Genomic DNA, 23,440 nt, shown 5'->3' on the forward strand with positions numbered 1-23,440 from the left:
TCAATCTTATGCGAATCCCGATCCCATTTCAACAAGCTCCAAGGGCTCAAATGGAATCGCAATAATACCTATAATGGCGATAGCTAAAACACGACCGAATCCCCATCGGAGGATATCTATGACCGAAACCGCTGCCGCAGCCGCCATCGAGACACGCGACACCAAGCTCGAGATCATCATGGGCCGCGAGGCACTCGATAAGCTCGCCGATGCTACGGTGCTGGTGCTCGGCTGCGGAGGTGTGGGCTCCAATTGCTGCGAGGCACTCGCCCGCGGCGGCATCGGTCATTTCGTCATTCTGGACAAGGACATCATCGCGCCCAGCAATATCAATCGCCAGGCCATCGCCTTCCACAGCACCGTCGGCAAGCGCAAGGTAGACGTGATGGAAGCCATGATTCGCGATATCAATCCCGCCGCCACCGTTATCAAGCGCACCGAATACCTGTTGAGCGACAACATCGACGAGTTCTTTGCGAGCGTTTTTGAGCAGACGAGCGGCAAGCTCGACTACGTCGTCGACGCCATCGACACCATCTCGGCCAAGCTCACTATTGCCAAATATGCTCAGGACCACGACATTCGTTTGGTTAGCTCCATGGGCGGGGCCAACAAGCTCCATCCCGAGTGCCTCCGCTTTGCCGACATCTTCGATACGGTACGTGACCCCATGAGCCGCATTATGCGCAAAGAATGTAAGAAGCGCGGAATCAAGAGCCTACATGTATTGTTTAGCTGCGAGGAATCGGTTAAGACACAGCCCCGCGACCCTTCCAACATCCACGAGCGTACCGAGCTCGGAACCGCCAGCTTTATGCCGCCCATCATGGGTCAGATGATTGCCGGCGAGGTTATCCGCCAGATCAGTGGGCGCGGCACCGAGCGCGTGCGCGCCGATGGCCAGCGCCTGGACTAGCGGAGTGCGCCGAGATGGAGCCCCGGTTATTTGATGCACACTGCCATCTTGATTTGATGGCTTACCCGAATGCTGTTGCCGACGAAACTGCGGCTATAGGGTTGGGGGTCTTTGATTGCGGGGTCGACCCACGCGACTTCGCGGCAGCAAAAAAGCGGGCCAGCCGTTACCCAAACATTATCGCGGGCGTCGGGCTCCATCCCTGGTGGCTCGCCGACGGCCGCTGCGGTCCTGCCGAAGTCAATCTGCTTTGCAAAGTTGCTGCCCAAGAGCGCTACATCGGCGAGGTGGGACTCGACTTTTCCGCGCGCTTTGCCGGAAGCGAACCGCTGCAAATACAGGCACTTGACCGGCTCTGCGATGCGCTCGTGCAGTGTCCTCTTGCCGGGCGCGTGATATCAATTCACGCCGTTCGTTCGGCAGGAACCGTACTGAACGTCCTCGAATCGCATGGTCTACTCATCCCAAGCCCCGACTCCCCCGCTATCATCTTCCACTGGTTTAGCGGCACTTCGGACGAACTCGTCCGCGCGCGTAATGTGGGCTGCTATTTTTCTGTCAACGAACGCATGCTCGCGTCTAAACGAGGACGCGAATACGCACGACAGATTCCGCTCGACCGCTTACTGCTCGAGACCGATGCGCCAGCCGAATCAAACACAGAAACAAGCACGCAGTCGCTCATCAAATCGCTCACAAGGACCTCGATGCGCATCGCCTCGCTCAAAAATTGTGACGCAAAGCGCATCGAATCGGCAGTTTTAGCAAATGCGCACTCTATTTTTGGCCTTCGCTAACCCCTGTATGCAAAAAGACGACAACGATACCATTATGACGGTAGACGTGCCGTCCAAGTCCTACGCAAGCTCCAGCAGCTCCGGCAGCTGGTCGATAATCTTGTCCGCGGCATCTTGGCTAAAGCCGAAGCGTTCCTCGCGCTTGGCAATGACTGTCAGGCCGGCTCGCTTGCCGGCAGTGATACCAGGCACCGAATCCTCAACGCAGCAGCAGCGATTCGCGGGCAGTCCCAGCAGGTCCAGCGCATGCAGGTAGATGTCGGGCTCGGGCTTGCTCTCCTTAAACTGCTCGCCGCTCACCACATACTCAAAGGCATCCGACAGCCCGCACGCATTGAGCACTTCCTCGATGCTATCCATGGGAGACGAGCTGGCAAGCGCCACGCGAACGCCGCGGCGCGGCAGCTCTCGAATCGTATCCACGGCGCCTGGGTTAATCAAAGCCTGATAGTCGCGCGGACGCTTATGCGCCCACTCGTCCCAACGGGCCAACGCTTCCTCGCCAGTGAAATGCCCCTTACCGGCGCGCTCAAACCAATCGACCAGCATATGCAGGAAGAACTGATGTGAGGTACCGACCTGTCCGTTCAACTCCTCTTGAGTCAGGTTAAGCCCAAGCTCCTTGGCAAACGCGGCAGTCTCGCCCAGGTAGTAATACTCGGTATCGACAATGACGCCGTCCATGTCAAAGATAACGGCGTCGAACGGAAATGCGGACACGGCACCCTCCCTAACAAAAGGGCGCCTGTAAGCAGGCGCCCGAACCATGCATTAATCGGCGATTCTAACCCAGCAGCTTATCCAGCGCCACCGCAATGCCGTCCTCGTTGTTATTGGCAGTCACCATCTGGGCCACGGCCTTAACCTCGTCAACCGCGTTGCCCATAGCAACACCGGTGCCGGCCCACTCAATCATGGACTTGTCGTTCTGGCCGTCGCCAAACGAGACGACCTCGCTGGCATCGATGCCGAGCTTGGGCAGGGCACCCTCGAGCGCGCGGGCCTTGTCGATACCGGACGCCGTAAACTCAAAGTACCAGTCGGCCGTAAACATACCCGAAAGCGTCTGAGTAAAGGGCGCATACATCTCCTCGTGATGCGCTTGCAGATAGGCCGGGTCGCCCGCAGTGAGCAGCTTGTCCACGGGATAAGTGTCCACGACCTCATGCAGGCTCTCCACCTCGCGAATCTTAAGATCGCACGCGTCGCGCTCATACTTGACGATATTCTTCTGCGAGCCATCCGGCAGCGTAATCATGCAGCGGTACGAGTCCTCGACGTGCAGATCGCGACCAAGCGAAATCATAGGGATCACGTCAAAATTACGCAGATGATCAATCAGACGGTGCAGTTCGTCAGCCGGCATGGCCTGGTCAAAAAGGACCTCATCGGTCTGAGCGTCGACCACATGCGCGCCATTAAAGGCCACCAGCAGACCGTCATGGTTATGAAGGTCGAGCTCCTGCGCCAAGGCGTGCAGCCCCCATGCGGGACGGCCCGAAGCCAAAATGAGCTTAATGCCCGACTCCTGCGCCGCGAGCAGCTTCTCGCGCGTACGCGGGCTGATGACCTTTTGGTCGTTGGTGAGCGTACCGTCGATATCCATTGCGATGGCTTTGATTGCCATATAAGCCTCCTTGCATCGTTTTTATCGCGCACTATCTTATCCGAGCCGGGGCACGTTCGCACAGCGCACGTATGACGGTTGCAAAACCACCCCATTTGAAACAAAGGCAAAAAAGTACTTGCAAAGACGCGTTCCGACATATAAGTTGATAAAAGACCGCCGTTGCGGTTTTAAGTAGATCGAGCATATGAAGTTTGAGTTTTAGCGTGTAAGAGAAGGAAGATCGGCAAAGTACAACCCCAAACGTAATGACAACTTAATGAGGTAACTGCCACATGTGAGGCACCCAGGGCATTGCTGTCTCGATTTTGAGCACGATGCCTTCCGCCTTGCATGGGCCGTTCCATCCCGCCCCTGCAGCAACTGTCTCACGGGCTCATTGAAAACCGCATAGCACCCCAACGTCAGCACATCACCCACGGCAAGCACATTACTCACGACAACCAACACATCAACAAACAGCACGAACATCAACCGATTGGAGAAGCTATGACAAACCACCACGCTGAAGACGGCGATAAGAAAAGCATTCTGGATGCCCGCATTGAGCGAGCATATGCAAACGAATATGACGCCGCCTTTGCCGCCGCGACCATCAAGAACTACGCGTCGCTACCGCTCGCGACGATCTTGGCCGACCACCCTCAACTGCTGAAGCGCTGCACAAAGATCATGGGCGACCCCGACATTCGCAAGCTGACAGGCCCCTATGCCCCAAAACGCGGCAACGATTCGTACGTTCTTGCCGTAGGCTGCCTAGCCCATATGCTTACGGCGCTCGACACGAAACTCAAGCTCGAATGGGAACCCGACGAGCGTCATGAACTCGAAAGCAAGCGGAACACCCTGCGCACCGCACTGTTCCTTCCGTTGGACGGCCTCAAGCGCTGCAACGTCGAGCTCAATACACAGGCGCGGCAAAAGCCCGGGACCACGGGGCAGAAAACTCCAAGACCCCATGCGGCCATCGTCGACCGCAACCGATATAACCGCATGACCGCGCACTTTTCCGCCGAGGGAGCAGCCATAAGGACGCTGATCGACCTGCTGTGCCTCCTGAGCATCAACGAGCTATTTGAGGGCTATCTCGCCCTTGTTCCCGCGACGGCACCCAAGTCGGTAGCAAAGATCATCGAGACCTGCAGACGCCAGTTTGAGCGCCATCGCAATGGCAGCGAGATGAACGCCAGCATCGCGCAGTACTACGCGGCTCATTACAAAAATGACGGATGTGCCCCTGTCGAGCATCAGCTGCGGCTCGCCTACACCACGCCCGTCGCAACGCTCCATCGCTTTGGAGCCCTTGGCGCTTGCGAGCCGTACGAACAGGCAGCCTGCCCCACAACCGAGCTCGATCTCAGGCTCGGACGAACCCTGTAGCCCGCCAGCCCCTCCGCGGGCAACAATCCTATTCCACAACACAACCAACAGAAAGGAGTCCTCATGGACACCAATCATTCCCCCATCATCAGCCCCCTCACCATGCGTGAATCCGCCCGAGGTATCACGCTCACCAGCATTTACGATGAGATGCTCGCCCGTCGCGAGCTCTCCGTCATGGGAAACATCGAAACCCCGATGGCCCACGACCTATGCCAGCAGATCCGCCTGCTCGATGCCGCCGACCCCAGCCGCCCCATCACCATATTTGTCGCCAGCGCCGGCGGAAGCGTGCGATCGGGTCTTGCGATCTATGACGCCATGCGCCTCGCATCGTGCCCCATCCGCACCGTCTGCCTGGAATTCGCCGCGTCCATGGGCGCCGTGATCTTTATGGGCGGCGACGATCGCCGTATGGCGCCCCATGCAGAGCTCATGATTCACGACCCGCTGATCCCCCAGGGGGCAGGCGGCTCGGCACTTGCGCTGCAGGAAACCAGCCGGCGTCTCATGCAGACCCGCAAGACCCTCACGCAAATCCTCTCGGACCGCAGCGGCCTCACGCCCAAGCGCATCCAGTCCCTCACCGCAAAAGACACCTACCTTTCGGCCGAGCGCGCCGTCGAGCTCGGCTTTGCCCACGAAATCCTCTCGACCACCAAGGAGGTCGCCCATGTCTAACCTCACCAGCCGCCTCGCCGCATCTGAGTCCGCATCGTCCACCATCCTCGCCAAGGATCGAATGCTTTCCTGCGACACCCGCCAAACGGGACTCAACAACAACGCACTTGTGATCGGCCCCTCGGGAGCCGGCAAGACCCGAAACGTCCTCAAGCCCAACCTGCTGCAAATGAACGCAAGCTACATCGTGCTCGACACCAAAGGCACGCTCTGTCGCGAAGTGGGACCCGTGCTGGCAGCCCACGGCTACCGCGTGCAATGTCTCAACTTCGCCGACCTCAACACCGTCCCGGCCCTTGCGCCCGGCATCGAGCGCTGCGGCTACAACCCCCTGAGGCACATTCGCCGCAAGGCGGACGGCAGGCCCAACCAGCAGGACATCCTCTCGGTGGCAAAGGCCATCTGCCCCATCGAGGACAACAACCAGCCTTTTTGGGATCATGCGGCGGCAAACCTGCTGTCGTGTCTTATCGCCTACGTCACCGAACAGCTACCCGCCGACGAGCAGACGATCAGCTCGGTCATCAAGCTGATCGAGCACCTGCAGGACGGTGCCACGGGTCGATTGTTTGACGACCTGATCACGATCGACCCCCAAAGCTATGCCCTCTCGCTATGGCGGCGCTACGCCATTACGCAAAATGCCGAGCGCATGCACGCGAGCATCGTCGGCATCCTTGCCGAAAAGGTCATGTGTCTGGGATTCGACGGTGCGGCACAGCTCTATCGTGAGTGCCATCAGGTGGACTTCGCTTCCATGGGACACACCCCCTGCGCCCTATTTGTAACCGTGAGCGATATTGACCGCAATCTCGATCCGCTGACCGGCCTCTTTATTTCGCAGGCGTTTATGGGCCTCATTCGTGAGGCCGATAGGCAGCCCGACGGCAGCCTGCCCGTGCCCGTGCGCTTTATGCTCGATGACTTCGCAAATCTGCAGATCCCCCAGATCGACAACGTGCTCTCGATTATCCGAAGCCGCAACATCTGGGCAACGCTGCTGCTGCAGTCGACCAACCAGCTCGATGCGCTCTATGGCGAGGCACGCGCACGCTCCATCATGGGCAACTGCGACACGCATCTGGTGCTGGCGTTCCAGGATCCCGAGAGTGCCCGGGTGTTTTCCGAACGCGCCGACGCGCTGCCCAGCACGCTCATGGCGACGCCGATCGATCGCTCGTGGCTCTTTGTGCGCGGCCACACTCCCGAACAGGTCGAGCGCTTTAGGCTCGAAGACCATCCACTCTACGGGGAGCTGCCCGAGGCGCAGCGAGACCATGCGGAGGCCGAGATCTAGGCGCAGGGTTCTCGCGGCGCGCGGCGCCCCGGCGATGTTCCACAAAGGCCGTGCGCCCCGGGACTACGGCAAAGCAAAGGGGCCCGCATCCGATAGGATACGGGCCCCTGACTATAAGGCGCGATGCGTTAACAGCAGCGACTACTTACGATGCGCGCGATAGAACTCGATGAGCGCCTGGGTCGAAGCGTCCTGCTCGGCCTTGGCGGCGTCGTCGTGGAAGGCCGGGGTAATCTGCTTGGCAAGCTGCTTGCCCAGCTCGACGCCCCACTGGTCGTAGGAGTCGATGCCCCAGACCGTGCCCTCGACAAACGTGATGTGCTCGTACAGGGCGATGAGCTCGCCGAGTGCGAACGGGGTCAACGTATCGCCGAAGATCGAGGTCGTCGGACGGTTGCCCTCAAAGCAGCGGGCCGGGACGATCTGCTCGGGCGTGCCCTCGGCGCGCACCTCATCGGCCGTCTTACCAAAGGCGAGTGCCTTGGTCTGGGCCAGGAAGTTGCCCAGGAACAGCTCGTGAACATCCTGGCCGCTGTCGGTTGCGGGGTTGGCAGTGTTGGCGAAGGCGATGAAATCGGCCGGGACCACCACGGTGCCCTGGTGCAGCAGCTGGTAGAAGGCGTGCTGACCGTTGGTGCCGGGCTCGCCCCAGAAGATCTCACCGGTGTCGGAGGTCACGGCGCTGCCGTCCCAGCGGACGTGCTTGCCGTTGGACTCCATGGTGAGCTGCTGCAGATAGGCCGGGAAGCGGTGCAGGTACTGGCAGTACGGCAGCACGGCGTGGCTCTTGGAACCGAAGAAGTTGACGTACCAGACGTTGAGCAGGCCCATCAGCGCGACGGCGTTGTTCTCGAGCGGGGTATTGCAGAAGTACTCGTCGATGGCGTGGAAACCCTCGAGGAACTGCTGGAAGCGCTCGGGACCGAGCACGACGATCAGCGACAGACCCACGGCGGAGTCGACGGAATAGCGGCCGCCGACCCAGTTCCAGAAACCAAAGGCGTTAGCGGGGTCGATGCCAAAGGCCTCGACCTTGTCGAGTGCGGTGGAAACGGCAACGAAGTGCTTGGCCACGGCCTCGGCGTTCTGCTCATCGGAGCCGTCGATGGCACCCTGAGCCTTGAGCTGCTCGAGCATCCAGGTCTTGACCTCGCGAGCGTTGGTGAGGGTCTCGAGCGTGGTGAAGGTTTTGGAGACGATAATCACGAGCGTGGTCTCGGGATCCAGGCCCTTGAGCTTCTCGGCTTGGTCGTTGGGGTCGATGTTGGAGATATAGCGGCAGTCGATACCGGCGTCGGCGTAGGGACGCAGGGCCTCGTAGGCCATGACCGGGCCCAGATCGGAGCCACCGATGCCGATGGACACCAGATGCTCGATCTTCTTGCCGGTAACGCCCTTCCACTCACCGGAGCGCACGCGCTCGGCAAAGGCGTACATGCGGTCGAGGACCTCGTGCACGTCGGCGACGACGTCCTGGCCGTCAACGATGAGCTGGCCCTTCTCGCTTGCCGGACGGCGCAGCGCGGTGTGCAGGACGGCGCGGTCCTCGGTGGTGTTGATGTGCTCGCCGGAGAACATGGCGTCGCGGCGCTCCTCGAGCTTCACCTCGCGGGCAAGATCGCACAGCAGCTTGACGGTCTCATCGGTCACCAGGTTCTTGGACAGGTCGAAGTGCAGGTCACCGGCGTCAAAGCTCAGCTTGTTCACGCGCTCTGCATCGGCAGCGAACCAGGCCTTGAGGTCGATACCTTCGGCCTCGAGCTTCTCCTGATGAGCCTCGAGCGCCTTCCAAGCGGCGGTCGACGTAGCGTCGATAGGTGCGGCAACAGTTGCCATAAAGTCCTCCTCAACATACGGGCGCAAACCTCCATGCACCCGGATAATCAGATGCCCCTATTCTAGCGCAGGTCAAGACCGTAATCAGCCAGTGTTGCCAATCCGCCCCCAAACGGCGACCGACCAAAAAGGGACAGGTTTATTTTGGCAGGTCAAACGCTTTACCTACCAAGAATAGCCCATCTCTTTATGGCAGACATTAGGCCGCAGCGCACACGCTGCCGAGCAACTCACGCAGAGGAGACCCAATGCCCTCAAGCAGTTCGGGCGCGATGATGGCAAAAACGGGAACCTCACCGGCCCCCACGACGGCAGGCACTTTGCCCTCCGAGACAATACATCCATAAGGGACAAAACCGTCTTCGCCGGCATCGAGCGCCGCCATGCGACGCGCGAGTTCGCGCGCAAAGCCAGCAGTATCGGCATCGCCGATCGCCAGGACAAAGTCCACGCCTTCGTCGGTCGCCAGGGCCACAGCTTCGTCGATCAGATCGTCTCCCCCGTCGCCCTCAACCGAGCCGCAACGAAAAAGCACGCGCTCGAGCAGAGCTCGGTCAAGCGAGCCGAGCGCCGCCGAGACAAGCTCATCGCGCGTATGTTTGTCGCCACCCAGCACCACCAGCGCCTTGGTGCCGCCGTAGTGAGCGACCAATCGTCCACACCAGCGAGCCACGTCTCCATCCGCAACAAGGCGCGTCGGCATACCAAACCCATAGTTGACCATTATCCCCACAACCCTTCCGTGCTTTATGGTGGTATCGATCGTTAGGCTCATGCTACGAAGCGAGGTTTTCCGAGCTGTTTCGCGCTCTTTAGAGCTGCGTTAAAACCCGATGCAACCGCCCGACCATACCTGCCAAAAAGGGACAGGTTTGTTTTGGTCGGTCAAGCGTTTTACCTACCAAAATAAACCTGTCCCTTTTTGGCAGGTTTTGACGATGTCCGGACGAGCGGGTATTATCGAACATGTATTCGATAAGAACATGTGTTTGATGGGAGGACGCGTGGGGCACGGGTGTCACACCTATATCTGCATCGACCTCAAGACGTTTTATGCCAGCGTCGAGTGCGTCGACCGCGGGCTCGATCCGCTCACCACCCACCTGGTCGTTGCCGACGAATCACGCGGGCGTACGACCATCTGCCTCGCCATTACCCAGGCCATGAAAGACCTCGGGATACACAACCGCTGCCGCCTGTTTGAGATTCCCGACGGCATCGACTACATCAAGGCCGTACCGCGCATGCAGCACTACATGGAGGTGTCGGCGCAGATCTACGGTATCTACCTGGAATACGTCAGTCCGCAAGACGTTCACGTCTACTCAATTGACGAGTGCTTTATCGACGTGACACCCTATCTAGAGCTCTACCATACCAATGCCAAAAGCTTTGCCTGCATGCTGCGCGATGAGGTCCTCGCGCGCACCGGCATCACGGCGACAGTCGGCATCGGCCCCAACCTATTCCAGGCCAAGGTGGCGCTCGACATTACCGCTAAGCACGTACCCAGCCGCATCGGCATACTCGACGACGAGACCTTTCGCAAGGAGATCTGGCCCCATCGCCCCATCACCGATATCTGGGGCATCGGCCCCGGCGTGGCAGCCCGCCTCGAAAAGTACGGGGTATACGATCTGATGGGCGTCGCCGCGCTCGACGAAAACCTGCTTTACGACGAACTCGGCGTCAATGCCGAGTATCTCATCGACCACGCCTTTGGGCGCGAGCCGACAACTATCGCCGATATTCAGGCCTATCGCCCGCAGGCAACTTCAACCACCACAGGACAAGTGCTCTCGAAGGGTTATGCCTACGAGCAGGCCTACACCGTCTTGCGCGAGATGGTCGATGCCGCCGTACTGGACTTGGTCGATAAGCACGTGGTCTGCGACAGCATCTCGCTCTTTGTGGGCTACGCGAGCGAGCGCGCCGACATACGCCGCCTCGACGCCAGCGGCACAGCGCAATATGTAGACGGATGCGGACATTTGCGTTCGAGCACGTCGAGCATCGAACCCGCCGCAACCGCCGGCCCCGAGCTCACACCCCGTGCACCCAAGCCCGTCCAGCGCGATGACGAACGACGCCGTCTGGTGCGCGAGGCACAGGCAATCGACGGCATCTTTGTGGGAGAGCATGGCGGCAAACCGCGTGGCGGCTATGCCGCGCTCTTTGCGCACTCTAACGCTTCGCGCAAGCTGCCCGAGCGCACCAATTCGTTTAAGAAGATCATGGGCCATTTCGATGAGCTCTGGGCGCAGACCGTCGATCCCAAACGACCGGTCAAGCGCATCAATTTGGGCTTTGGCAACCTCATGCCCGAGGAATTTGCCACCATCGATCTGTTTAGCGATGTTAAGGCCGATGAACGCGAGCGCGACCTGGCCCGCGCCGTTCTGGCCGTGAAGGGCAAGTACGGCAAGAACGCCCTGGTCAAGGGATTAAGCTTTACCGCCGGCGCCACCGCACGCGAACGCAACGATCAGGTAGGAGGACATCGTGCCTAAGTCCCAACAACAGCCGATGCGGCCACCGACGCCTTTTGAACGCCTGGCGGACCCCGATGGAAGGCGTCGCGCCGCCGACCCCAGGCTCACCGCTAACGGTGCCGTTCGCGCCAACCGCGCCGCGCAGTTTATGCCCTTTGCCGCCCTCACGGGATACTATGAGCTCGTGCGCAAACAAGAGATCTCTGTTGAGCCCAAATGCGAACTCACGGAAGAAAAAGCCCTCGAACTTTCAAAAAAGCTCGAGGGCCTCAAACGCGGCGACTTGGTGCGCGTCACTTATTACGATACATACGGCTATCGTAGCCGCACCGGCATTCTCGACGAAGTGCTCCCCGCGTTCAAGCTGCTCAAACTCCGAGACATCGCCATCGGCTTCGACGATATCCAAAACATCGAGCTGCGCGGCCGAGCCTAGGCGCAAGCGCACGCCCGGCCCTACGGCTTTATGACGTAATAGCCCGCATCCCTCACGGCAGCCTCAAGCACCTCACGATCGATCGGGTTTTTAGAACGGATGCACGCCGTGTGGTCTGTATACGTCACCGTGGCCCAAATGCCATCGAGAGCGTTGAGGGCGTTCGTCACATTTTGCGCGCAGCCGCCGCAGCTCATACCGCCAATAAGCAGCTCATCGCTATAGGGGTAGTGAGACACATCGGTGTCCGCGACCGCGACCCTCTTGACCTTCTTTCTGCCCGCCCCATCGCCGCAACAGCATGTGCCATGCGTCGATGCGACAATACGCCGGAATCCAAAAAATAAGCCGGCGGCAATTACGGCAAGCACAATGATGTTTACAGTTTTCTGCTATGTCAGCCACATAAAGCAGCTACGAGATGTTGCCCAAAAACGCCTTGGTGCGTTCGCTCTTAGGATGGTCGAAGACCTCGCTCGGCGTGCCCTCCTCCACGATAACGCCGCCGTCCATAAAGACGACGCGGTCGGCGACGTCGCGGGCAAAGCCCATCTCGTGCGTCACCACGATCATCGTCATGCCGTCACGCGCAAGATCGCGCATGACGCCAAGGACGTCGCGGACGAGCTCGGGATCAAGCGCCGACGTAGCCTCGTCAAAGAGCATCACGTGCGGATTCATCGACAGGGCGCGGGCGATGGCCACGCGCTGCTGCTGGCCGCCCGAAAGCTGGCTCGGCATAAAATCGATGCGCTCGGCCAGACCGACCTTGGTCAGCTCCTCGACGGCAATCTTCTCGGCCTCTTCTTTGCTGCGCTTGAGCACCTTTTGTTGCGCAAGCATGACGTTCTTTTTGACCGACAGGTGCGGGAACAGATTGAACTGCTGAAACACCATGCCCAAGTGCGTACGCACCTTATTGAGGTCGACGCCCTTGGCGCACACATCCACGCCCTCGACGACAATCGAGCCGCTCGTGGGCTCCTCAAGACGGTTAATGCAGCGAAGCATCGTCGACTTACCCGAGCCCGAGGGGCCCAGGACCACGACGACCTCACCCTTGTGCACATCCAGATCGATGTCGCGCAGGACCACGTTATCGCCAAACGCCTTCTGGAGATTCTTGATGCTGACGACGACCTCGTTCGAGTTATTGGTTTCGCTCATAATAGAACCTCCTTACAGACCTGCAATATGATCGGCGGGTGTCGCGACAACCTGTCCGGCGCTCTTGGTGGGACGCTTCTTTTTGGTTTCGGCCGTCCCCAGAAGTCTCGCCTCAAGACCGCTCACCAAGCGCGCAAGCGGCAGGGTAATGACCAGATAGAACAGGGCGGCAACCACATACGGCGTGATGGAGCCCGTCGTCGCCACGATGGTGCGGGCGTTCATGACGATCTCGACCACGCCCACGGCGGCGAGCAGCGACGTATCCTTGTAAAGCAGGATAAACTCGCTGGTCAGCGTAGGCAGGACATTGCGGAACGTCTGCGGAATCATAACGTAGAGCAACGTCTGGAAAGCATTCATGCCCAGCGAGCGGGCAGCCTCGTTTTGGCCCTTGGGGATTGACTGAATACCGGCACGGAAGATCTCGCACAGGTACGCAGACGAGTTCATGGCCATGACGATAACGCCCAAGACGTAGTCGTCAACCTTGACGCCGGCAAGTGGCAGGCCAAAGAACGCGATATAGATCTGCAGGAACGCCGGCGTACCACGGATGATATTCACGTAGATGCCGGCAAGACAGCGCAGGATGCGCGACTTGGAGATGCGCATGAGCGACAAGGCAAAGCCAAAGGGGATTGCCAGCGGAAACGCCACAAGCACGATCGAGAGCGACATAAGGAAGCCCTTAAATACGACCGGCAGGCTCTGGACCAAAATGACCGGGTTCAAGAACAGACGCAGGAACATATTGGAATTCCAAGCCTCGACCCACGGCTGTTCCTTAAGATCGGCCTGGAAGTTATCGAAGGCCGTCACGCCCTTAATCTCGACGGAAGGAATCTTGGAAATCTTCTTGGTCGAACCGTCGGCGAGCGTATAGGTGCCGCTAAAGGCCTCGTCGCCGCCTTCGACGGGGAAGGTCACGCCGTACACCTCGACACGGAAAAAGCCGCCGGCAGGCGCCGTCTCGCCAAAGTCGATCTTGAGCGTCTGGCCATCAGCCGTGCACGTGGGCTTCATGGGTGTGCGATCCATGAGGTCCTCGCCCGAGAGCATCGTCAATCGCGTGTCATCGGTACCAAACGTCGTGCCGTCGACAAACGTCAGCGAAAGACCGCTCAGCTCCTCGTCGGCATCGGCCTGAACTTCCCAGGTAATGCGTGTCTCGGTGCCGCCGACCACATCACTGCCCGAACCGGTGTTGGGTCGGGCGGTAATCTTTGCGGTCTCAAGCGCTTGGGCAGTCGAGGGCGCAGATGCCCCCACGCACACCAGCGCGAGCGCCACGGCCATGACACGGGCTAGCTTTTGGAGCAAGGCGGGTAGTGAAGAACGCTGCTCCGCGGCCCCTTTGTTCAGTCGAGACAAGGTGGCTCCTATCGTAGAAGTTGCCGGCAAAAAGAGACGGAAACACTCTCCGTCGAGAGAAGCGCAAAGGCCCTTTCCGCTAAACGGAAAGGGCCCACACGCAATCTAGTATCTGTTTACTTGATGTTGTACTTAGCCATGAGGGCGTCAACGGTACCGTCGTCGGTCAGGTCCTTGATGGCCTGGTTGATGTCGTCCTTGAGCTTGGTATTGCCCTGGTTGATGGCGATGGCATACTCCTCGCCGGTGCTGATCTGCTTAACCGTATGGCAGGTGTTGAACTGCTCGGCGGTCAGCTGGCTCGCAACGGAGCGGTTGGTGACCACGGCGTCACCCTTATCGGACTGCAGGGCGCTGAAGCACTCGGTAGCGTCCTTGTAGGGGACGATCTTGGCCTTGGGGAAGTTCTCCTGGGCAAAGGCCTCGGCGGTCGAGCCAGACTGGACGATGATGGTAGCGTCGGCGTTGTTGAGCTTCTCGCTGTAATTGTCGGCCGTGATGTCGGTGTTATCGACCTTGGTCACGATAGCCTGATCGTCCATGTAGTAGGAGTCGGAGAAAGCGACTTCCTTCTCACGCTCGGGCGTGTCGGTGATAGCCGCAATGGAGACGTCATACTTGGTGCCCGAAGCGACGCCGGGGACGAGCGTGTCGAAGTCGTTGTTGACGTACTCGACATCCAGGCCCAGCTTGTCGCCGATAGCCTTGATGAGCTCAAGGTCAAAGCCCTGATAATCGCCGTTGTCATCCTTGTACTCAAACGGAGCGTACTCGGCAGAGGTGCCGACGGTCAGCGTACCGTCCTTGACGAGCGCGTACTCCTTGGAGCCGTCGACCTTCTCGACCTTAGCGTCGTCAGAGCTGCTGGAACCGGCATCAGAACCAGAGGTGGCGTTGGACGAGCCGCAGCCCGTCAATGCGAGGGCGAGCGCCATGGCGCCCGTGGCGGCAAATGCGCCAAGCTTCTTCAGCTTCATAATCAGTCTCCTTCCAATGGCCCCATGTGATTCAGGGGCCTGCAAAAACTGAGGGCTATTATGCACCCGCGTGAGAGAATCTGCAATTAGAAAACTGATTGAAACAAACCCATAACGTGAATGGAACACTCCACTTTATGACAGTCATTACTGCTGCAATGACCTTAACAGTTTAATTTCAGCCGCATAACCTGCAAGTTCGTTCGGCGTTTCCAAAATGAATGGCAATGATCGCAGGCGGCTATTCGATACAATATTCTGCATAACCTGCATTCCACCGCCAAGTTCCTCGCTGCCGAGGTAACCCTTGCCGATGCACTCATGCCGGTCCTTATGGGCACCGCGGGGATTCTTGGAATCATTGATATGCACAGCGCGCAGGCGCTCGATACCCACCACACGATCGAACTCGTCGAGCACACCGTCAAGATCTTGGACGATATCATAGCCGGCGTCATTTACATGGCAGGTGTCCAGGCAAACGCCCAGCTTGGCCGACAGCTCGGGGCGCCTGTCAGCAACGCCCTCGATGATGATCGCCAGTTCCTCAAAGCTGCGGCCCACCTCGGTGCCCTTGCCAGCCATGGTCTCGAGCAGCACCGTCGTCTGCTGGCCCTCAAACATCACCTGGCACAGGGTGTCGACGATCATCTGAATGCCGGCGTCGGAGCCCTGTCCCACATGCGCACCGGGATGGAAATTGTAGTAGTTACCGGGCAGCGCTTCCAGACGCTGCAGATCCTCAGCCATGGCCTCCAGGGCAAACTCGCGCGCCCGCTCTTTGGCCGAGCAGGGGTTATAGGTATACGGAGCATGGGCCACGAGGGGACCAAAATCGTTTTGTTCCATAAGCTCGCGCAGGGCCGCCACGTCATCCATGTCAAGGTCTTTCGCCTTGCCGCCGCGCGGGTTGCGCGTAAAGAATGCAAAGGTATTGGCGCCAATGGATAGCGCCGTCTCCCCCATCGCCCGATAGCCCTTCGTCGTGGATAGGTGACACCCAATCGTCAGCATCCCCAGCTCCCCCTCATCAGTTACGGTGAAATAGTTCCTGTTGATGCCTTATTCTGCCGCAAACAGGAACTATTCCACCGCAAGTTATAAAAGGGTCATGAGGAGCGCGTTTTGCCGAAGGCCTTAAGCGCCGCCGTCACGGGGCCAGGCTGGAAACGTCGGCGCACATCGTCGAGACGCTCGGGAATATCGATGTGTTGCGGGCAGTGGCGTGCGCATTTGCCGCACTTGACGCAATTGCTCACCAACTTGGGCTCGCTTGTGCGCACCGCGCTCGCCGTAAAATACTGCGATAGACCCGTAAACCAGCTGTGCGCATAGCTTGCGTTGTAGGCGGCAAAACACCCAGGAATGTTGATGCCTTTAGGACACGGCATGCAATAGCCGCATCCCGTGCAGGGCACGCGATTCGATTTTTCAAACTCCGTCAGCACGTGCGCGATGGCATCGAGCTGAGTAGCTGTCATCGAATCCGGCAGGGCCCGATCGGCCAACGCCGCGTTCTCATCCACCTGCGCGGTATCGGTCATACCCGAAAGCAGCATCGTCACCTGAGGATGATTCCACACCCACGAAAGGCCCCAAGCAGCCGGCGTCTTCAGGTACGGATCGCGTACGTCATCGAGCACGGCGCGGGCCCGCGGAGGCAGCTTGCCCGCCAGGCGTCCACCCAAAAGCGGTTCCATTACAAACACCGCAAGCCCGCGTTCAGCAGCCGCCATGAGCCCCGCCGTCCCCGCCTGATAGCGCTCTCCAGCGTAGTTGTACTGGATCTGGCAAAAGTCCCAGTCATACGCGTCAAGCATCGTCAGGAAATCCGCCGCGCTGCCGTGATACGAAAAACCAATCTGGCGAATGCGCCCCGCCGCCTTTTGACGCACAATCCAATCCTCGATACCCAGTGCCACCACGCGTTCCCACTGGGCGGGCGAGGTGATGTTGTGCATGAGGTAGTAGTCGATATGGTCAGTCCGCAGGCGGCGCAGCTGCTCATCAAAGAAACGGTCGAAATCCTCCGCGCACTTGCACGAGGCGTGCGGCAGCTTGGTCGCGAGCAAAACCTGGTCGCGCAGGCCCAAGCGCTCAAGCGAAGCGCCTACGCAAGCCTCGTTGCCGGGATAAAGATAAGCCGTATCCAGGTAATTTATCCCCTGCTCCACGGCGCGGGAAACGATAGCATCGGCTGTCTTCGCGTCGGGGCGTCCCGGCGCACCGGGAAACCTCATGCACCCCAGCCCCAGCGCCGAGATACGGTTGCCGCTTTTGGGGTCAACGCGATATTGCACTGCCCCTCCTCTCCCCTCGAAGCCCTAATGAGGCGAAACACAACGGCCACGCCATCGAAACACATTGGAATCGCAATCGAGAACGTATCGTAACGCAGCAGAAATCGAGCTGTCACGGCACCGCTTTAACATCAGCAAAAAGCCCGATGAAAGGAGTCGCCTATGCCCGCGCTCGACCTTTGGAACCTCGCATCCCAGCTCAAAAGCACCGATTATCGCTGGATCGACCTCACCCACACGCTCTCGTGCGACACCCCGCACTGGTTTGGCTTTAAGCCATTTGAGTCCACCAAGCTCTTCGACTACCTGCCCGGCACGCCCGAGGATATGCTCGCGCCCATGCGTTGCTTCCAGTATTCGGTCGCCTCGCAGTACGGCACCCACGTCGATGCGCCGCGCCACTTTCATGTTGACGGCCGCTCCCTCGGCGAGATCGAGCCCGTCGAGTTTATGCATCCGCTCTGCGTGATCGATAAGCACGAGGAGTGCGCCGCAAACCCCGACTTTATCCTGACTATCGATGACCTCAAAGCTTGGGAGGGCGAGCACGGTCGCATTCCCGAGGACGCTTTCGTCGCCTTCCGCTCCGACTGGTCCAAGCTCGCCGACCTCGAAAACAAGGATGAGGACGGCCAGCCCCACTACCCCGGCTGGGACCTCGACGCCATCAAATGGCTTGTAGAAGAGCGCAACATCGGCGCTATCGGCCACGAGCCGGCAGACACCGACCCCGCATCCGTGACCACGCGCGAGGGCGCCTACCCCTACCCCGGCGAGCAGTACATCCTCTCGGTCGACCGCTATCAGATCGAGGTCATGGACCATCTGGACGAGCTTCCCGCCACAGGCTCCGTCATCTTCTGCACCTTCCCCAAGGTGCGCGATGGCGTTGGTTATCCCGCGCGCGTTTTTGCCATCTGCCCCGCGGCATAAGTTCCCATGCATTTGTTCTTCTAAATTCAGCCTCCGGTGTACGCCACACGCCCCAGCGGCATACAATCCATCAGGCGCCCCGCACGCGGGCGCCTTTTTGTGAGGAGATGATTCACATGCAGATCAACAAGGTCGCCTTTATCGGCAAGGGCGGCGTCGGCCTGCTCTACGGCAGCATGATTGCCAAGACCCTCGGCAACGATGCCGTCGAATACGTCATGGATGACGCGCGTTTCGAGCGCCACGTGGGCGATGCGCTCACCGTCAACGGAAAGCCCTGCACGCTCAAGTCCGTCCGCGCCAGCGAGGCAACGCCCGCCGATCTGGTCATTCTCACGGTCAAGACGACGGGGCTCAACCAAGCACTCAAGACTATGGAGCGCGTCGTGGGACCCAACACGCTCATCGCCTCGTTGTGCAACGGCATTACGAGCGAGCAAAAAATAGCCGAGCGCTTTGGCTGGAAGCACACCGTCCTGGGCATCTGCCAGGGCATGGACGCCGTATTCCTTAACGGCGCGCTCACCTTTACCAATGCGGGCGAGATTCGCTTTGGCGCGGCAGCAGGCACCGAGCCCGCAACCGTCACCGCCATCGATGAGCTCTACACGCGCTGCGGCATCGCCCATACCGTCGAGAGCGACATTGCGCACCGCATGTGGGCCAAACTCATGCTCAACGATGGCATCAACCAGACCTGCATGGCCTACGGCGGCACGTACGGGAGCGCCACGGAACAGGACTCCGAGCAGCGTCGCTGCTTTGTTTCCGCCATGCGCGAGACACTTGCGGTCGCCAACGCCGAGGGCGTTGAGCTTACCGAGGCAGACCTGACGCAGATGGTGCACCTCATCGAGGGAATCGACCCCGCCGGCATGCCCTCGATGGCGCAGGACCGCATCGCACAACGTAAAACCGAAGTCGAGGAGTTCGCGGGCACCATTTGTCGCCTGGCCGCCAAACACGATATCCAAGTGCCGCAAAACGATTGGCTCTACCAGAGGATTCGCGAAATAGAAAGCAGCTGGTAGCCTCGTCCGCACGGCGACGCGCGCAATGTAAGCAGACAGGCCTTCGCGAGGATTCCATCGCTCGCGAAGGCCTGTCGCATTTAGGCCGAGGCTAAAACTAAGGCTCGTTTTGCGACTCCGGGACCTCGTCCTCGTCATCGCGGCAAAGCACCACGCCGGCGCTTCCCAACAGCGCCGCTGCAATCAAGGCGCTCACAACCACAGGAGCAGCACCCGTAGTGGACTGCAAGCCGGCAACTAACGCCGCCGTCGGACCAAGACATCCGATCAAAAGGGCAACGACGGCAATAGCGACATCTCGAGCGTTCATGGGATCACTTCCTCCACGAGAAAGACCTTGTTTCTCATGACTTAGTGTGCCCCGCGCCCATATGCCCAACGTAGTGCCACGGTAAGGGCTCTGTTAACCCAAATGCATATAAAAACGGGCGACTTTACATTGCCCGAAAGCTCAGTAAAGACGCCCGTCCATCATGTGCAATCGATGCCGACAGATTACCAACCGGTGTAGTAATCGGTAGTTCCGGCTGCGCAACCCGAATCGTAGACCTTGCACTCGCCCTTAGAGCCCGTAAAGGTCGAGCCCTGGGACTTATCGCTCGCAGCCACCACGTAGTAGCCGTCGGAATCACGCCAAAAGCCCTCGGAATCCAGCGTCCACTCACCCGTGCGGTGGTGATACAGCACGTTGCTGCTGTAATAGGTCTCGCGACGACCGTTGTAGTTATTGACACCGCTCGAGCGCGTCAGGCCCGAGCCGTTCGCGTAATACGCAGCAGACGCGTAAGACGAGCCGGAGCCGGCGTTGTAATACGAAGCCTGAACGGCCTCGGCAGCTTCTGCCTCGGCGGCCGCAGCCTCGAGCGCCTCGCGCTTAGCATCCTCGAGCGTGGAGCGAAGCTCGTCGAGCTCGGCCGACTTCGCGTCGACCTCCTCCATCGTCAAAAGACTGCCCGCACCGTCGATACAACCCTGCAGTACAGCGCGCTCGTCATCGGTGGCATAGTCACCGTACATGTTCATGATGATCTGCGCGCGGACCTCTAGGGAATCGCGCTTGGCCCCCATCGAGGCGTTCCACTCCTGCATGGAGCCAAAGCCGTCGCCACGATAGTCGACGGGCTGCATCAGGGTCGCCTCGGACGGCGTGGATCCGACCGCGTCGGGCAGTGTTGCCGCGTGGGCATCGGTTACGCCGGCACCCACTAAAAGCGCCACGGCAAGCGTGGCAGAAAGGGCGGCGGCCTTCGGTTTTCGTGAATCGATCCTCATGTAGCTGGAAACCTCCGTAGTGAGTTTTTGCTGCGTTTAAGCTGCGTGTGATTCGATCGCGCTGCATAGTACCCCGAGTAAATCGCGACCTGCGGTTTTTCTCAAAAGGTGCACGTCATTTGCGTAAAACTCACATCCTCTCAACAGGAGTTTTCCACAACTCGCATGCATAAAGCATGCCAAAAACCCTGTAATAGCGCCCTTCCTATGCAAAAAAGGCGCCTGCGCAACCATTGTTCGCGCAGGCGCCTTGAGCAGGCATTTTATGCAGTTATACCTATCGAGTCGCAAGGGGCCCTTGCACAAGTCGCCTTACTCGTCCAGCGCAGCAAAGGCCTGCTTCAGATCCCAAATGATGTCCTCGGCGTTCTCGGTACCAATGGAAAGACGGATTGTAGAGGGCGTAATGTTCTGCTCGGCAAGCTCCTCGGCAGAGAGCTGGGAGTGCGTGGTGGTAGCCGGGTGCACGACGAGCGACTTGACGTCGGCTACGTTGGCGAGCAGCGAGAACACCTGCAGGTGGTCGATGAACTTCCAAGCAGCCTCCTGGCCGCCCTTGATCTCGAAGGTGAAGATCGAGGCGCCGCCACGGGGGAAATACTTCTGGTACAGCTCATGGTCGGGGTGCTCGGGCAGGCTCGGGTGGTTCACCTTGGCAACATGGCCGTCACCGATCAGGAACTCAACGACCTTCTTGGTGTTCTCGACATGGCGGTCAACGCGCAGCGACAGGGTCTCGGTGCCCTGGAGCAGGACCCAGGCGTTAAACGGGCTAATGCAGGCGCCCTCGTCACGCAGCAAGATAGCACGGACATAGGTCGCGAAGGCAGCGGGGCCGGCGGCCTCGGCAAACGAGACGCCATGGTAGGAGGGATTGGGCTCGGCGATCTGCGCATACTTGCCGCTCGCCTTCCAGTCAAAGTTGCCGCCATCGATAATCACGCCGCCCAACGAGGTGCCGTGGCCGCCAATAAACTTAGTTGCAGAGTGAACGACGATGTTGGCGCCGTGCTCCAGCGGACGGAACAGATACGGGGTGCCGAAGGTGTTATCGACAACAACCGGAAGACCATGCTTCTTAGCGACCTCGGAGATAGCGTCGATGTTGGGGATATCGGAGTTGGGGTTACCGAGCGTCTCGAGGTAAATGACCGTGGTGTTGTCCCTGATGGCGCCCTCGACCTCGTCCAGGTTGTGGGCATCGACGAAGGTGGTCTCGACACCAAACTGGGAGAGCGTGTGCTCCAGCAGGTTGTAGGAACCACCGTAGATGGTCTTTTGGGCCACCACATGGTCGCCGGCCTGAGCGAGGGCCTGCAGGGTATAGGTGATGGCGGCGGCGCCAGAGGCGACGGCAAGACCTGCAACGCCGCCCTCGAGCGCGGCAATGCGGTCCTCAAAGACGCCCTGGGTGGAGTTGGTCAGACGACCGTAGATATTACCGGCGTCGGCAAGGCCAAAGCGGTCAGCGGCGTGCTGGGAGTTGCGGAACACATAGCTCGTGGTCTGGTAGATAGGCACGGCGCGGGAATCGGATGCGGGGTCGGCGCTCTCCTGGCCAACGTGCAGCTGCAGGGTGTCGAAACCAAAGGTGTGCTCGGGGTTGTTGATAAACTGGGTCATGATGATCTCCTTGATCGAACAAAAGTAATAAGAGTAAGAGAAGTAAGTCGCCGTCTCCTGATCACGCCGACGGGCGCAAGCAGGAGCCCGGCATTCGTCTTAGTAAGCAGTTCATATGCGGTCCTCCTTTTGACATCCCGTTCTCGTGGTCGGCTTAATTACCTACCGCCTTTGTGTGTTTTGAATAGTACGAGCATTGTTTCACGCGGTCAATCACTTAAAAGCGCTAACCTGTTATCGGTTTTTTAGATAGCTATCGAAAGGACGGGTGCCGATGACCCTCCAGCAGCTTCGTTTTCTTATCGCCGTGGCAGAATCCGGCTCAATTAACGCCGCAGCTCAGCGCCTCTATACCGCGCAATCCAATATCTCCAACGCCGTCAAAAGCCTAGAGCAGGAGCTCCGTCTGGAAATCTTTACGCGCTCCAGCCGCGGCGTCACACTCACCAACGACGGCACCGAGCTTTTAGGCTATGCGCGCCAGGTCGTAGAGCAGGCCGATATGCTCGAGGCCCGCTACGAGGACGGCGGCACACCCCAGGCACGCCTTGCCGTCTCGGCCCAGCACTACGCTTTTTCGGTCGAGGCCTTTGTCAACGTCGTCGAGCGCTGCCGCGACAGTAAGTTTGAGTTCATCATGCGCGAGACCACCACGTCACAGATCATCGACGACGTCCGCGCATTTCGCAGCGATATCGGCATTCTGTATCTGGATGACTTTAACGCCCGCGTCCTGCAGAAGGCCTTCGCCGACGCCCGCGCAAGCTTCCATCCCCTCTTCGATGCAACGGTCCACGTCTTCGTTAGCGAGCGCCATCCGCTCGCACGCCGCCCCCAGCTATCGCTTGCCGACCTTACGCCCTATACGCGCTACAGCTTTGAGCAGGGGACCTCGAACTCCTTCTATTACGCCGAGGAGCCGTTTAGCTATATCCCCTGCGACCGCAACATCCGCGTTTCCGACCGTGGCACGCTCACCAATCTGCTCATCACGTCGAACGGTTACACTTTGTCGACCGGTGTCCTCTCCAATGAAATGCAATGGGGCATGGCATCGATCCCGTTGGCAGACGCCCCAACGATGCGCGTGGGCTACATCATGCACGATGAGCGCAAGCCCTCTCCCCTGCTGCGGCAATACCTCGACGAACTCGAACGCATCATCCACGAAAACCAACCATTTGGGGACGGGATAGAAATGGCAGATTTAAAAGCCCTCTAGCTCTTGACAATTCAGGTCGCCCATCTTTCTTGGCGACAACGTCTCCACCATCCTTGTGGAGCGGCGCGCCTCGCATAAA

23 protein-coding genes are annotated in these 23,440 nt (G+C 59.3%); 10 read left to right on the top strand and 13 right to left on the bottom strand.

The features are described from left to right. Positions 1–118 precede the first annotated feature (118 nt). Positions 119–916 (top strand): tRNA threonylcarbamoyladenosine dehydratase, encoded by a 798-nt coding sequence (locus ACTQ1E_RS00880; RefSeq protein WP_441564398.1) that lies wholly within the window; start codon positions 119–121, stop codon positions 914–916. Positions 917–930: 14 nt separating this feature from the next. Further along, on the top strand, positions 931–1,713 hold the full coding sequence (locus ACTQ1E_RS00885) for a TatD family hydrolase (RefSeq protein WP_441564399.1): 783 nt from the start codon (positions 931–933) through the stop codon (positions 1,711–1,713). A 60-nt stretch (positions 1,714–1,773) separates the two neighbouring features. Here ACTQ1E_RS00885 and ACTQ1E_RS00890 read toward each other — a convergent pair whose 3' ends face one another. Continuing rightward, positions 1,774–2,433, bottom strand: coding sequence for an HAD family hydrolase (locus ACTQ1E_RS00890; protein WP_338404326.1), 660 nt, complete (start codon positions 2,431–2,433; stop codon positions 1,774–1,776). Between the two features lie 64 nt (positions 2,434–2,497). After that, a complete protein-coding gene (locus ACTQ1E_RS00895) occupies positions 2,498–3,340 on the bottom strand; it encodes a Cof-type HAD-IIB family hydrolase (RefSeq protein ID WP_427747959.1) in 843 nt (280 codons plus the stop codon). 489 nt (positions 3,341–3,829) lie between these two features. On the opposite strand from ACTQ1E_RS00895, the gene ACTQ1E_RS00900 reads away from it, so the two are divergent. The 3 genes from ACTQ1E_RS00900 to ACTQ1E_RS00910 all read left to right on the top strand — a co-directional run bounded on the left by ACTQ1E_RS00900 (position 3,830) and on the right by ACTQ1E_RS00910 (position 6,698). Further along, a complete protein-coding gene (locus tag ACTQ1E_RS00900; protein WP_441564400.1) occupies positions 3,830–4,720 on the top strand; it encodes a hypothetical protein in 891 nt (296 codons plus the stop codon). 63 nt (positions 4,721–4,783) lie between these two features. Next, positions 4,784–5,401 carry an ATP-dependent Clp protease proteolytic subunit gene (locus ACTQ1E_RS00905; protein WP_427718549.1) on the top strand — a complete coding sequence of 206 codons (618 nt, stop codon included), beginning with the start codon at positions 4,784–4,786 and terminating at the stop codon, positions 5,399–5,401. After that, positions 5,394–6,698, top strand: coding sequence for a VirD4-like conjugal transfer protein, CD1115 family (locus tag ACTQ1E_RS00910; RefSeq protein ID WP_427718552.1), 1,305 nt, complete (start codon positions 5,394–5,396; stop codon positions 6,696–6,698). The genes ACTQ1E_RS00905 and ACTQ1E_RS00910 overlap by 8 nt, the downstream gene beginning before the upstream one ends. A gap of 141 nt (positions 6,699–6,839) precedes the next feature. Here ACTQ1E_RS00910 and pgi read toward each other — a convergent pair whose 3' ends face one another. Then, the gene (gene pgi, locus ACTQ1E_RS00915) at positions 6,840–8,534 is read right to left on the bottom strand and encodes a glucose-6-phosphate isomerase (RefSeq protein WP_117817172.1); all 1,695 of its coding nucleotides are present in this window, start codon (positions 8,532–8,534) and stop codon (positions 6,840–6,842) included. A gap of 199 nt (positions 8,535–8,733) precedes the next feature. Continuing rightward, a complete protein-coding gene (locus tag ACTQ1E_RS00920; RefSeq protein WP_441554831.1) occupies positions 8,734–9,237 on the bottom strand; it encodes an iron-containing alcohol dehydrogenase in 504 nt (167 codons plus the stop codon). 235 nt (positions 9,238–9,472) lie between these two features. On the opposite strand from ACTQ1E_RS00920, the gene ACTQ1E_RS00925 reads away from it, so the two are divergent. Both ACTQ1E_RS00925 and ACTQ1E_RS00930 read left to right on the top strand, forming a co-directional pair. Next, complete coding sequence (locus ACTQ1E_RS00925) at positions 9,473–11,044, top strand: Y-family DNA polymerase (protein ID WP_441564401.1); 1,572 nt, start codon at positions 9,473–9,475, stop codon at positions 11,042–11,044. After that, entirely contained in the window at positions 11,037–11,462 is a 426-nt protein-coding gene (locus ACTQ1E_RS00930) for a hypothetical protein (RefSeq protein ID WP_441564402.1), read from the top strand. The genes ACTQ1E_RS00925 and ACTQ1E_RS00930 overlap by 8 nt, the downstream gene beginning before the upstream one ends. A 20-nt stretch (positions 11,463–11,482) precedes the next feature. Here the strand turns inward: ACTQ1E_RS00930 and ACTQ1E_RS00935 are convergent, their stop codons facing one another. The 6 genes from ACTQ1E_RS00935 to ACTQ1E_RS00960 form a co-directional block, all read right to left on the bottom strand. Next, positions 11,483–11,701, bottom strand: a complete 219-nt coding sequence (locus ACTQ1E_RS00935) for a heavy-metal-associated domain-containing protein (RefSeq protein WP_427747961.1) — start codon at positions 11,699–11,701, stop codon at positions 11,483–11,485. A 175-nt stretch (positions 11,702–11,876) separates the two neighbouring features. Further along, entirely contained in the window at positions 11,877–12,629 is a 753-nt protein-coding gene (locus ACTQ1E_RS00940; protein WP_022094423.1) for an amino acid ABC transporter ATP-binding protein, read from the bottom strand. A gap of 12 nt (positions 12,630–12,641) precedes the next feature. Then, positions 12,642–14,003, bottom strand: coding sequence for an ABC transporter permease subunit (locus ACTQ1E_RS00945; RefSeq protein WP_441564403.1), 1,362 nt, complete (start codon positions 14,001–14,003; stop codon positions 12,642–12,644). A gap of 116 nt (positions 14,004–14,119) precedes the next feature. Then, positions 14,120–14,980 carry an ABC transporter substrate-binding protein gene (locus tag ACTQ1E_RS00950; RefSeq protein ID WP_118345556.1) on the bottom strand — a complete coding sequence of 287 codons (861 nt, stop codon included), beginning with the start codon at positions 14,978–14,980 and terminating at the stop codon, positions 14,120–14,122. A gap of 147 nt (positions 14,981–15,127) precedes the next feature. Next, the gene (locus ACTQ1E_RS00955) at positions 15,128–15,994 is read right to left on the bottom strand and encodes a deoxyribonuclease IV (protein WP_441015815.1); all 867 of its coding nucleotides are present in this window, start codon (positions 15,992–15,994) and stop codon (positions 15,128–15,130) included. A 95-nt stretch (positions 15,995–16,089) separates the two neighbouring features. Beyond that, positions 16,090–17,280, bottom strand: a complete 1,191-nt coding sequence (locus tag ACTQ1E_RS00960; protein ID WP_441564404.1) for an aldo/keto reductase — start codon at positions 17,278–17,280, stop codon at positions 16,090–16,092. Positions 17,281–17,442: 162 nt separating this feature from the next. On the opposite strand from ACTQ1E_RS00960, the gene ACTQ1E_RS00965 reads away from it, so the two are divergent. Both ACTQ1E_RS00965 and ACTQ1E_RS00970 read left to right on the top strand, forming a co-directional pair. Then, positions 17,443–18,213, top strand: a complete 771-nt coding sequence (locus ACTQ1E_RS00965) for a cyclase family protein (protein ID WP_441564405.1) — start codon at positions 17,443–17,445, stop codon at positions 18,211–18,213. A 116-nt stretch (positions 18,214–18,329) separates the two neighbouring features. After that, positions 18,330–19,244, top strand: coding sequence for a ketopantoate reductase family protein (locus ACTQ1E_RS00970; protein ID WP_441031659.1), 915 nt, complete (start codon positions 18,330–18,332; stop codon positions 19,242–19,244). Between the two features lie 97 nt (positions 19,245–19,341). Here ACTQ1E_RS00970 and ACTQ1E_RS00975 read toward each other — a convergent pair whose 3' ends face one another. From ACTQ1E_RS00975 to ACTQ1E_RS00985, 3 genes are all read right to left on the bottom strand, one after another. Then, on the bottom strand, positions 19,342–19,554 hold the full coding sequence (locus tag ACTQ1E_RS00975; protein ID WP_427795948.1) for a hypothetical protein: 213 nt from the start codon (positions 19,552–19,554) through the stop codon (positions 19,342–19,344). Between the two features lie 185 nt (positions 19,555–19,739). Then, a complete protein-coding gene (locus ACTQ1E_RS00980) occupies positions 19,740–20,516 on the bottom strand; it encodes a hypothetical protein (RefSeq protein WP_441564406.1) in 777 nt (258 codons plus the stop codon). Positions 20,517–20,828: 312 nt separating this feature from the next. Next, the gene (locus ACTQ1E_RS00985; RefSeq protein ID WP_441564407.1) at positions 20,829–22,139 is read right to left on the bottom strand and encodes an O-acetylhomoserine aminocarboxypropyltransferase/cysteine synthase family protein; all 1,311 of its coding nucleotides are present in this window, start codon (positions 22,137–22,139) and stop codon (positions 20,829–20,831) included. Positions 22,140–22,413: 274 nt separating this feature from the next. Between ACTQ1E_RS00985 and ACTQ1E_RS00990 the strand changes: the two genes are divergently transcribed. Beyond that, on the top strand, positions 22,414–23,361 hold the full coding sequence (locus tag ACTQ1E_RS00990; protein ID WP_427718589.1) for a LysR family transcriptional regulator: 948 nt from the start codon (positions 22,414–22,416) through the stop codon (positions 23,359–23,361). Positions 23,362–23,440: the final 79 nt, after the last annotated feature.

The organism is Collinsella sp. LCP21S3_C7 (assembly GCF_052118485.1).
In the GTDB taxonomy this organism is placed as follows: domain Bacteria; phylum Actinomycetota; class Coriobacteriia; order Coriobacteriales; family Coriobacteriaceae; genus Collinsella.

Coding starts and splice junctions, on each gene's coding strand:
- ACTQ1E_RS00975 (WP_427795948.1), bottom strand. CDS start 19,554: ATGAACGCTCGAGATGTCGCTATTGCCGTCGTTGCCCTTTTGATCGGA.
- ACTQ1E_RS00920 (WP_441554831.1), bottom strand. CDS start 9,237: ATGCCGACGCGCCTTGTTGCGGATGGAGACGTGGCTCGCTGGTGTGGA.
- ACTQ1E_RS00895 (WP_427747959.1), bottom strand. CDS start 3,340: ATGGCAATCAAAGCCATCGCAATGGATATCGACGGTACGCTCACCAAC.
- ACTQ1E_RS00970 (WP_441031659.1), top strand. CDS start 18,330: ATGCAGATCAACAAGGTCGCCTTTATCGGCAAGGGCGGCGTCGGCCTG.
- ACTQ1E_RS00950 (WP_118345556.1), bottom strand. CDS start 14,980: ATGAAGCTGAAGAAGCTTGGCGCATTTGCCGCCACGGGCGCCATGGCG.
- ACTQ1E_RS00955 (WP_441015815.1), bottom strand. CDS start 15,994: ATGCTGACGATTGGGTGTCACCTATCCACGACGAAGGGCTATCGGGCG.
- ACTQ1E_RS00980 (WP_441564406.1), bottom strand. CDS start 20,516: ATGAGGATCGATTCACGAAAACCGAAGGCCGCCGCCCTTTCTGCCACG.
- ACTQ1E_RS00985 (WP_441564407.1), bottom strand. CDS start 22,139: ATGACCCAGTTTATCAACAACCCCGAGCACACCTTTGGTTTCGACACC.
- ACTQ1E_RS00990 (WP_427718589.1), top strand. CDS start 22,414: ATGACCCTCCAGCAGCTTCGTTTTCTTATCGCCGTGGCAGAATCCGGC.
- ACTQ1E_RS00910 (WP_427718552.1), top strand. CDS start 5,394: ATGTCTAACCTCACCAGCCGCCTCGCCGCATCTGAGTCCGCATCGTCC.
- ACTQ1E_RS00965 (WP_441564405.1), top strand. CDS start 17,443: ATGCCCGCGCTCGACCTTTGGAACCTCGCATCCCAGCTCAAAAGCACC.
- ACTQ1E_RS00900 (WP_441564400.1), top strand. CDS start 3,830: ATGACAAACCACCACGCTGAAGACGGCGATAAGAAAAGCATTCTGGAT.
- ACTQ1E_RS00925 (WP_441564401.1), top strand. CDS start 9,473: ATGTCCGGACGAGCGGGTATTATCGAACATGTATTCGATAAGAACATG.
- ACTQ1E_RS00905 (WP_427718549.1), top strand. CDS start 4,784: ATGGACACCAATCATTCCCCCATCATCAGCCCCCTCACCATGCGTGAA.
- ACTQ1E_RS00940 (WP_022094423.1), bottom strand. CDS start 12,629: ATGAGCGAAACCAATAACTCGAACGAGGTCGTCGTCAGCATCAAGAAT.
- ACTQ1E_RS00885 (WP_441564399.1), top strand. CDS start 931: ATGGAGCCCCGGTTATTTGATGCACACTGCCATCTTGATTTGATGGCT.
- pgi (WP_117817172.1), bottom strand. CDS start 8,534: ATGGCAACTGTTGCCGCACCTATCGACGCTACGTCGACCGCCGCTTGG.
- ACTQ1E_RS00880 (WP_441564398.1), top strand. CDS start 119: ATGACCGAAACCGCTGCCGCAGCCGCCATCGAGACACGCGACACCAAG.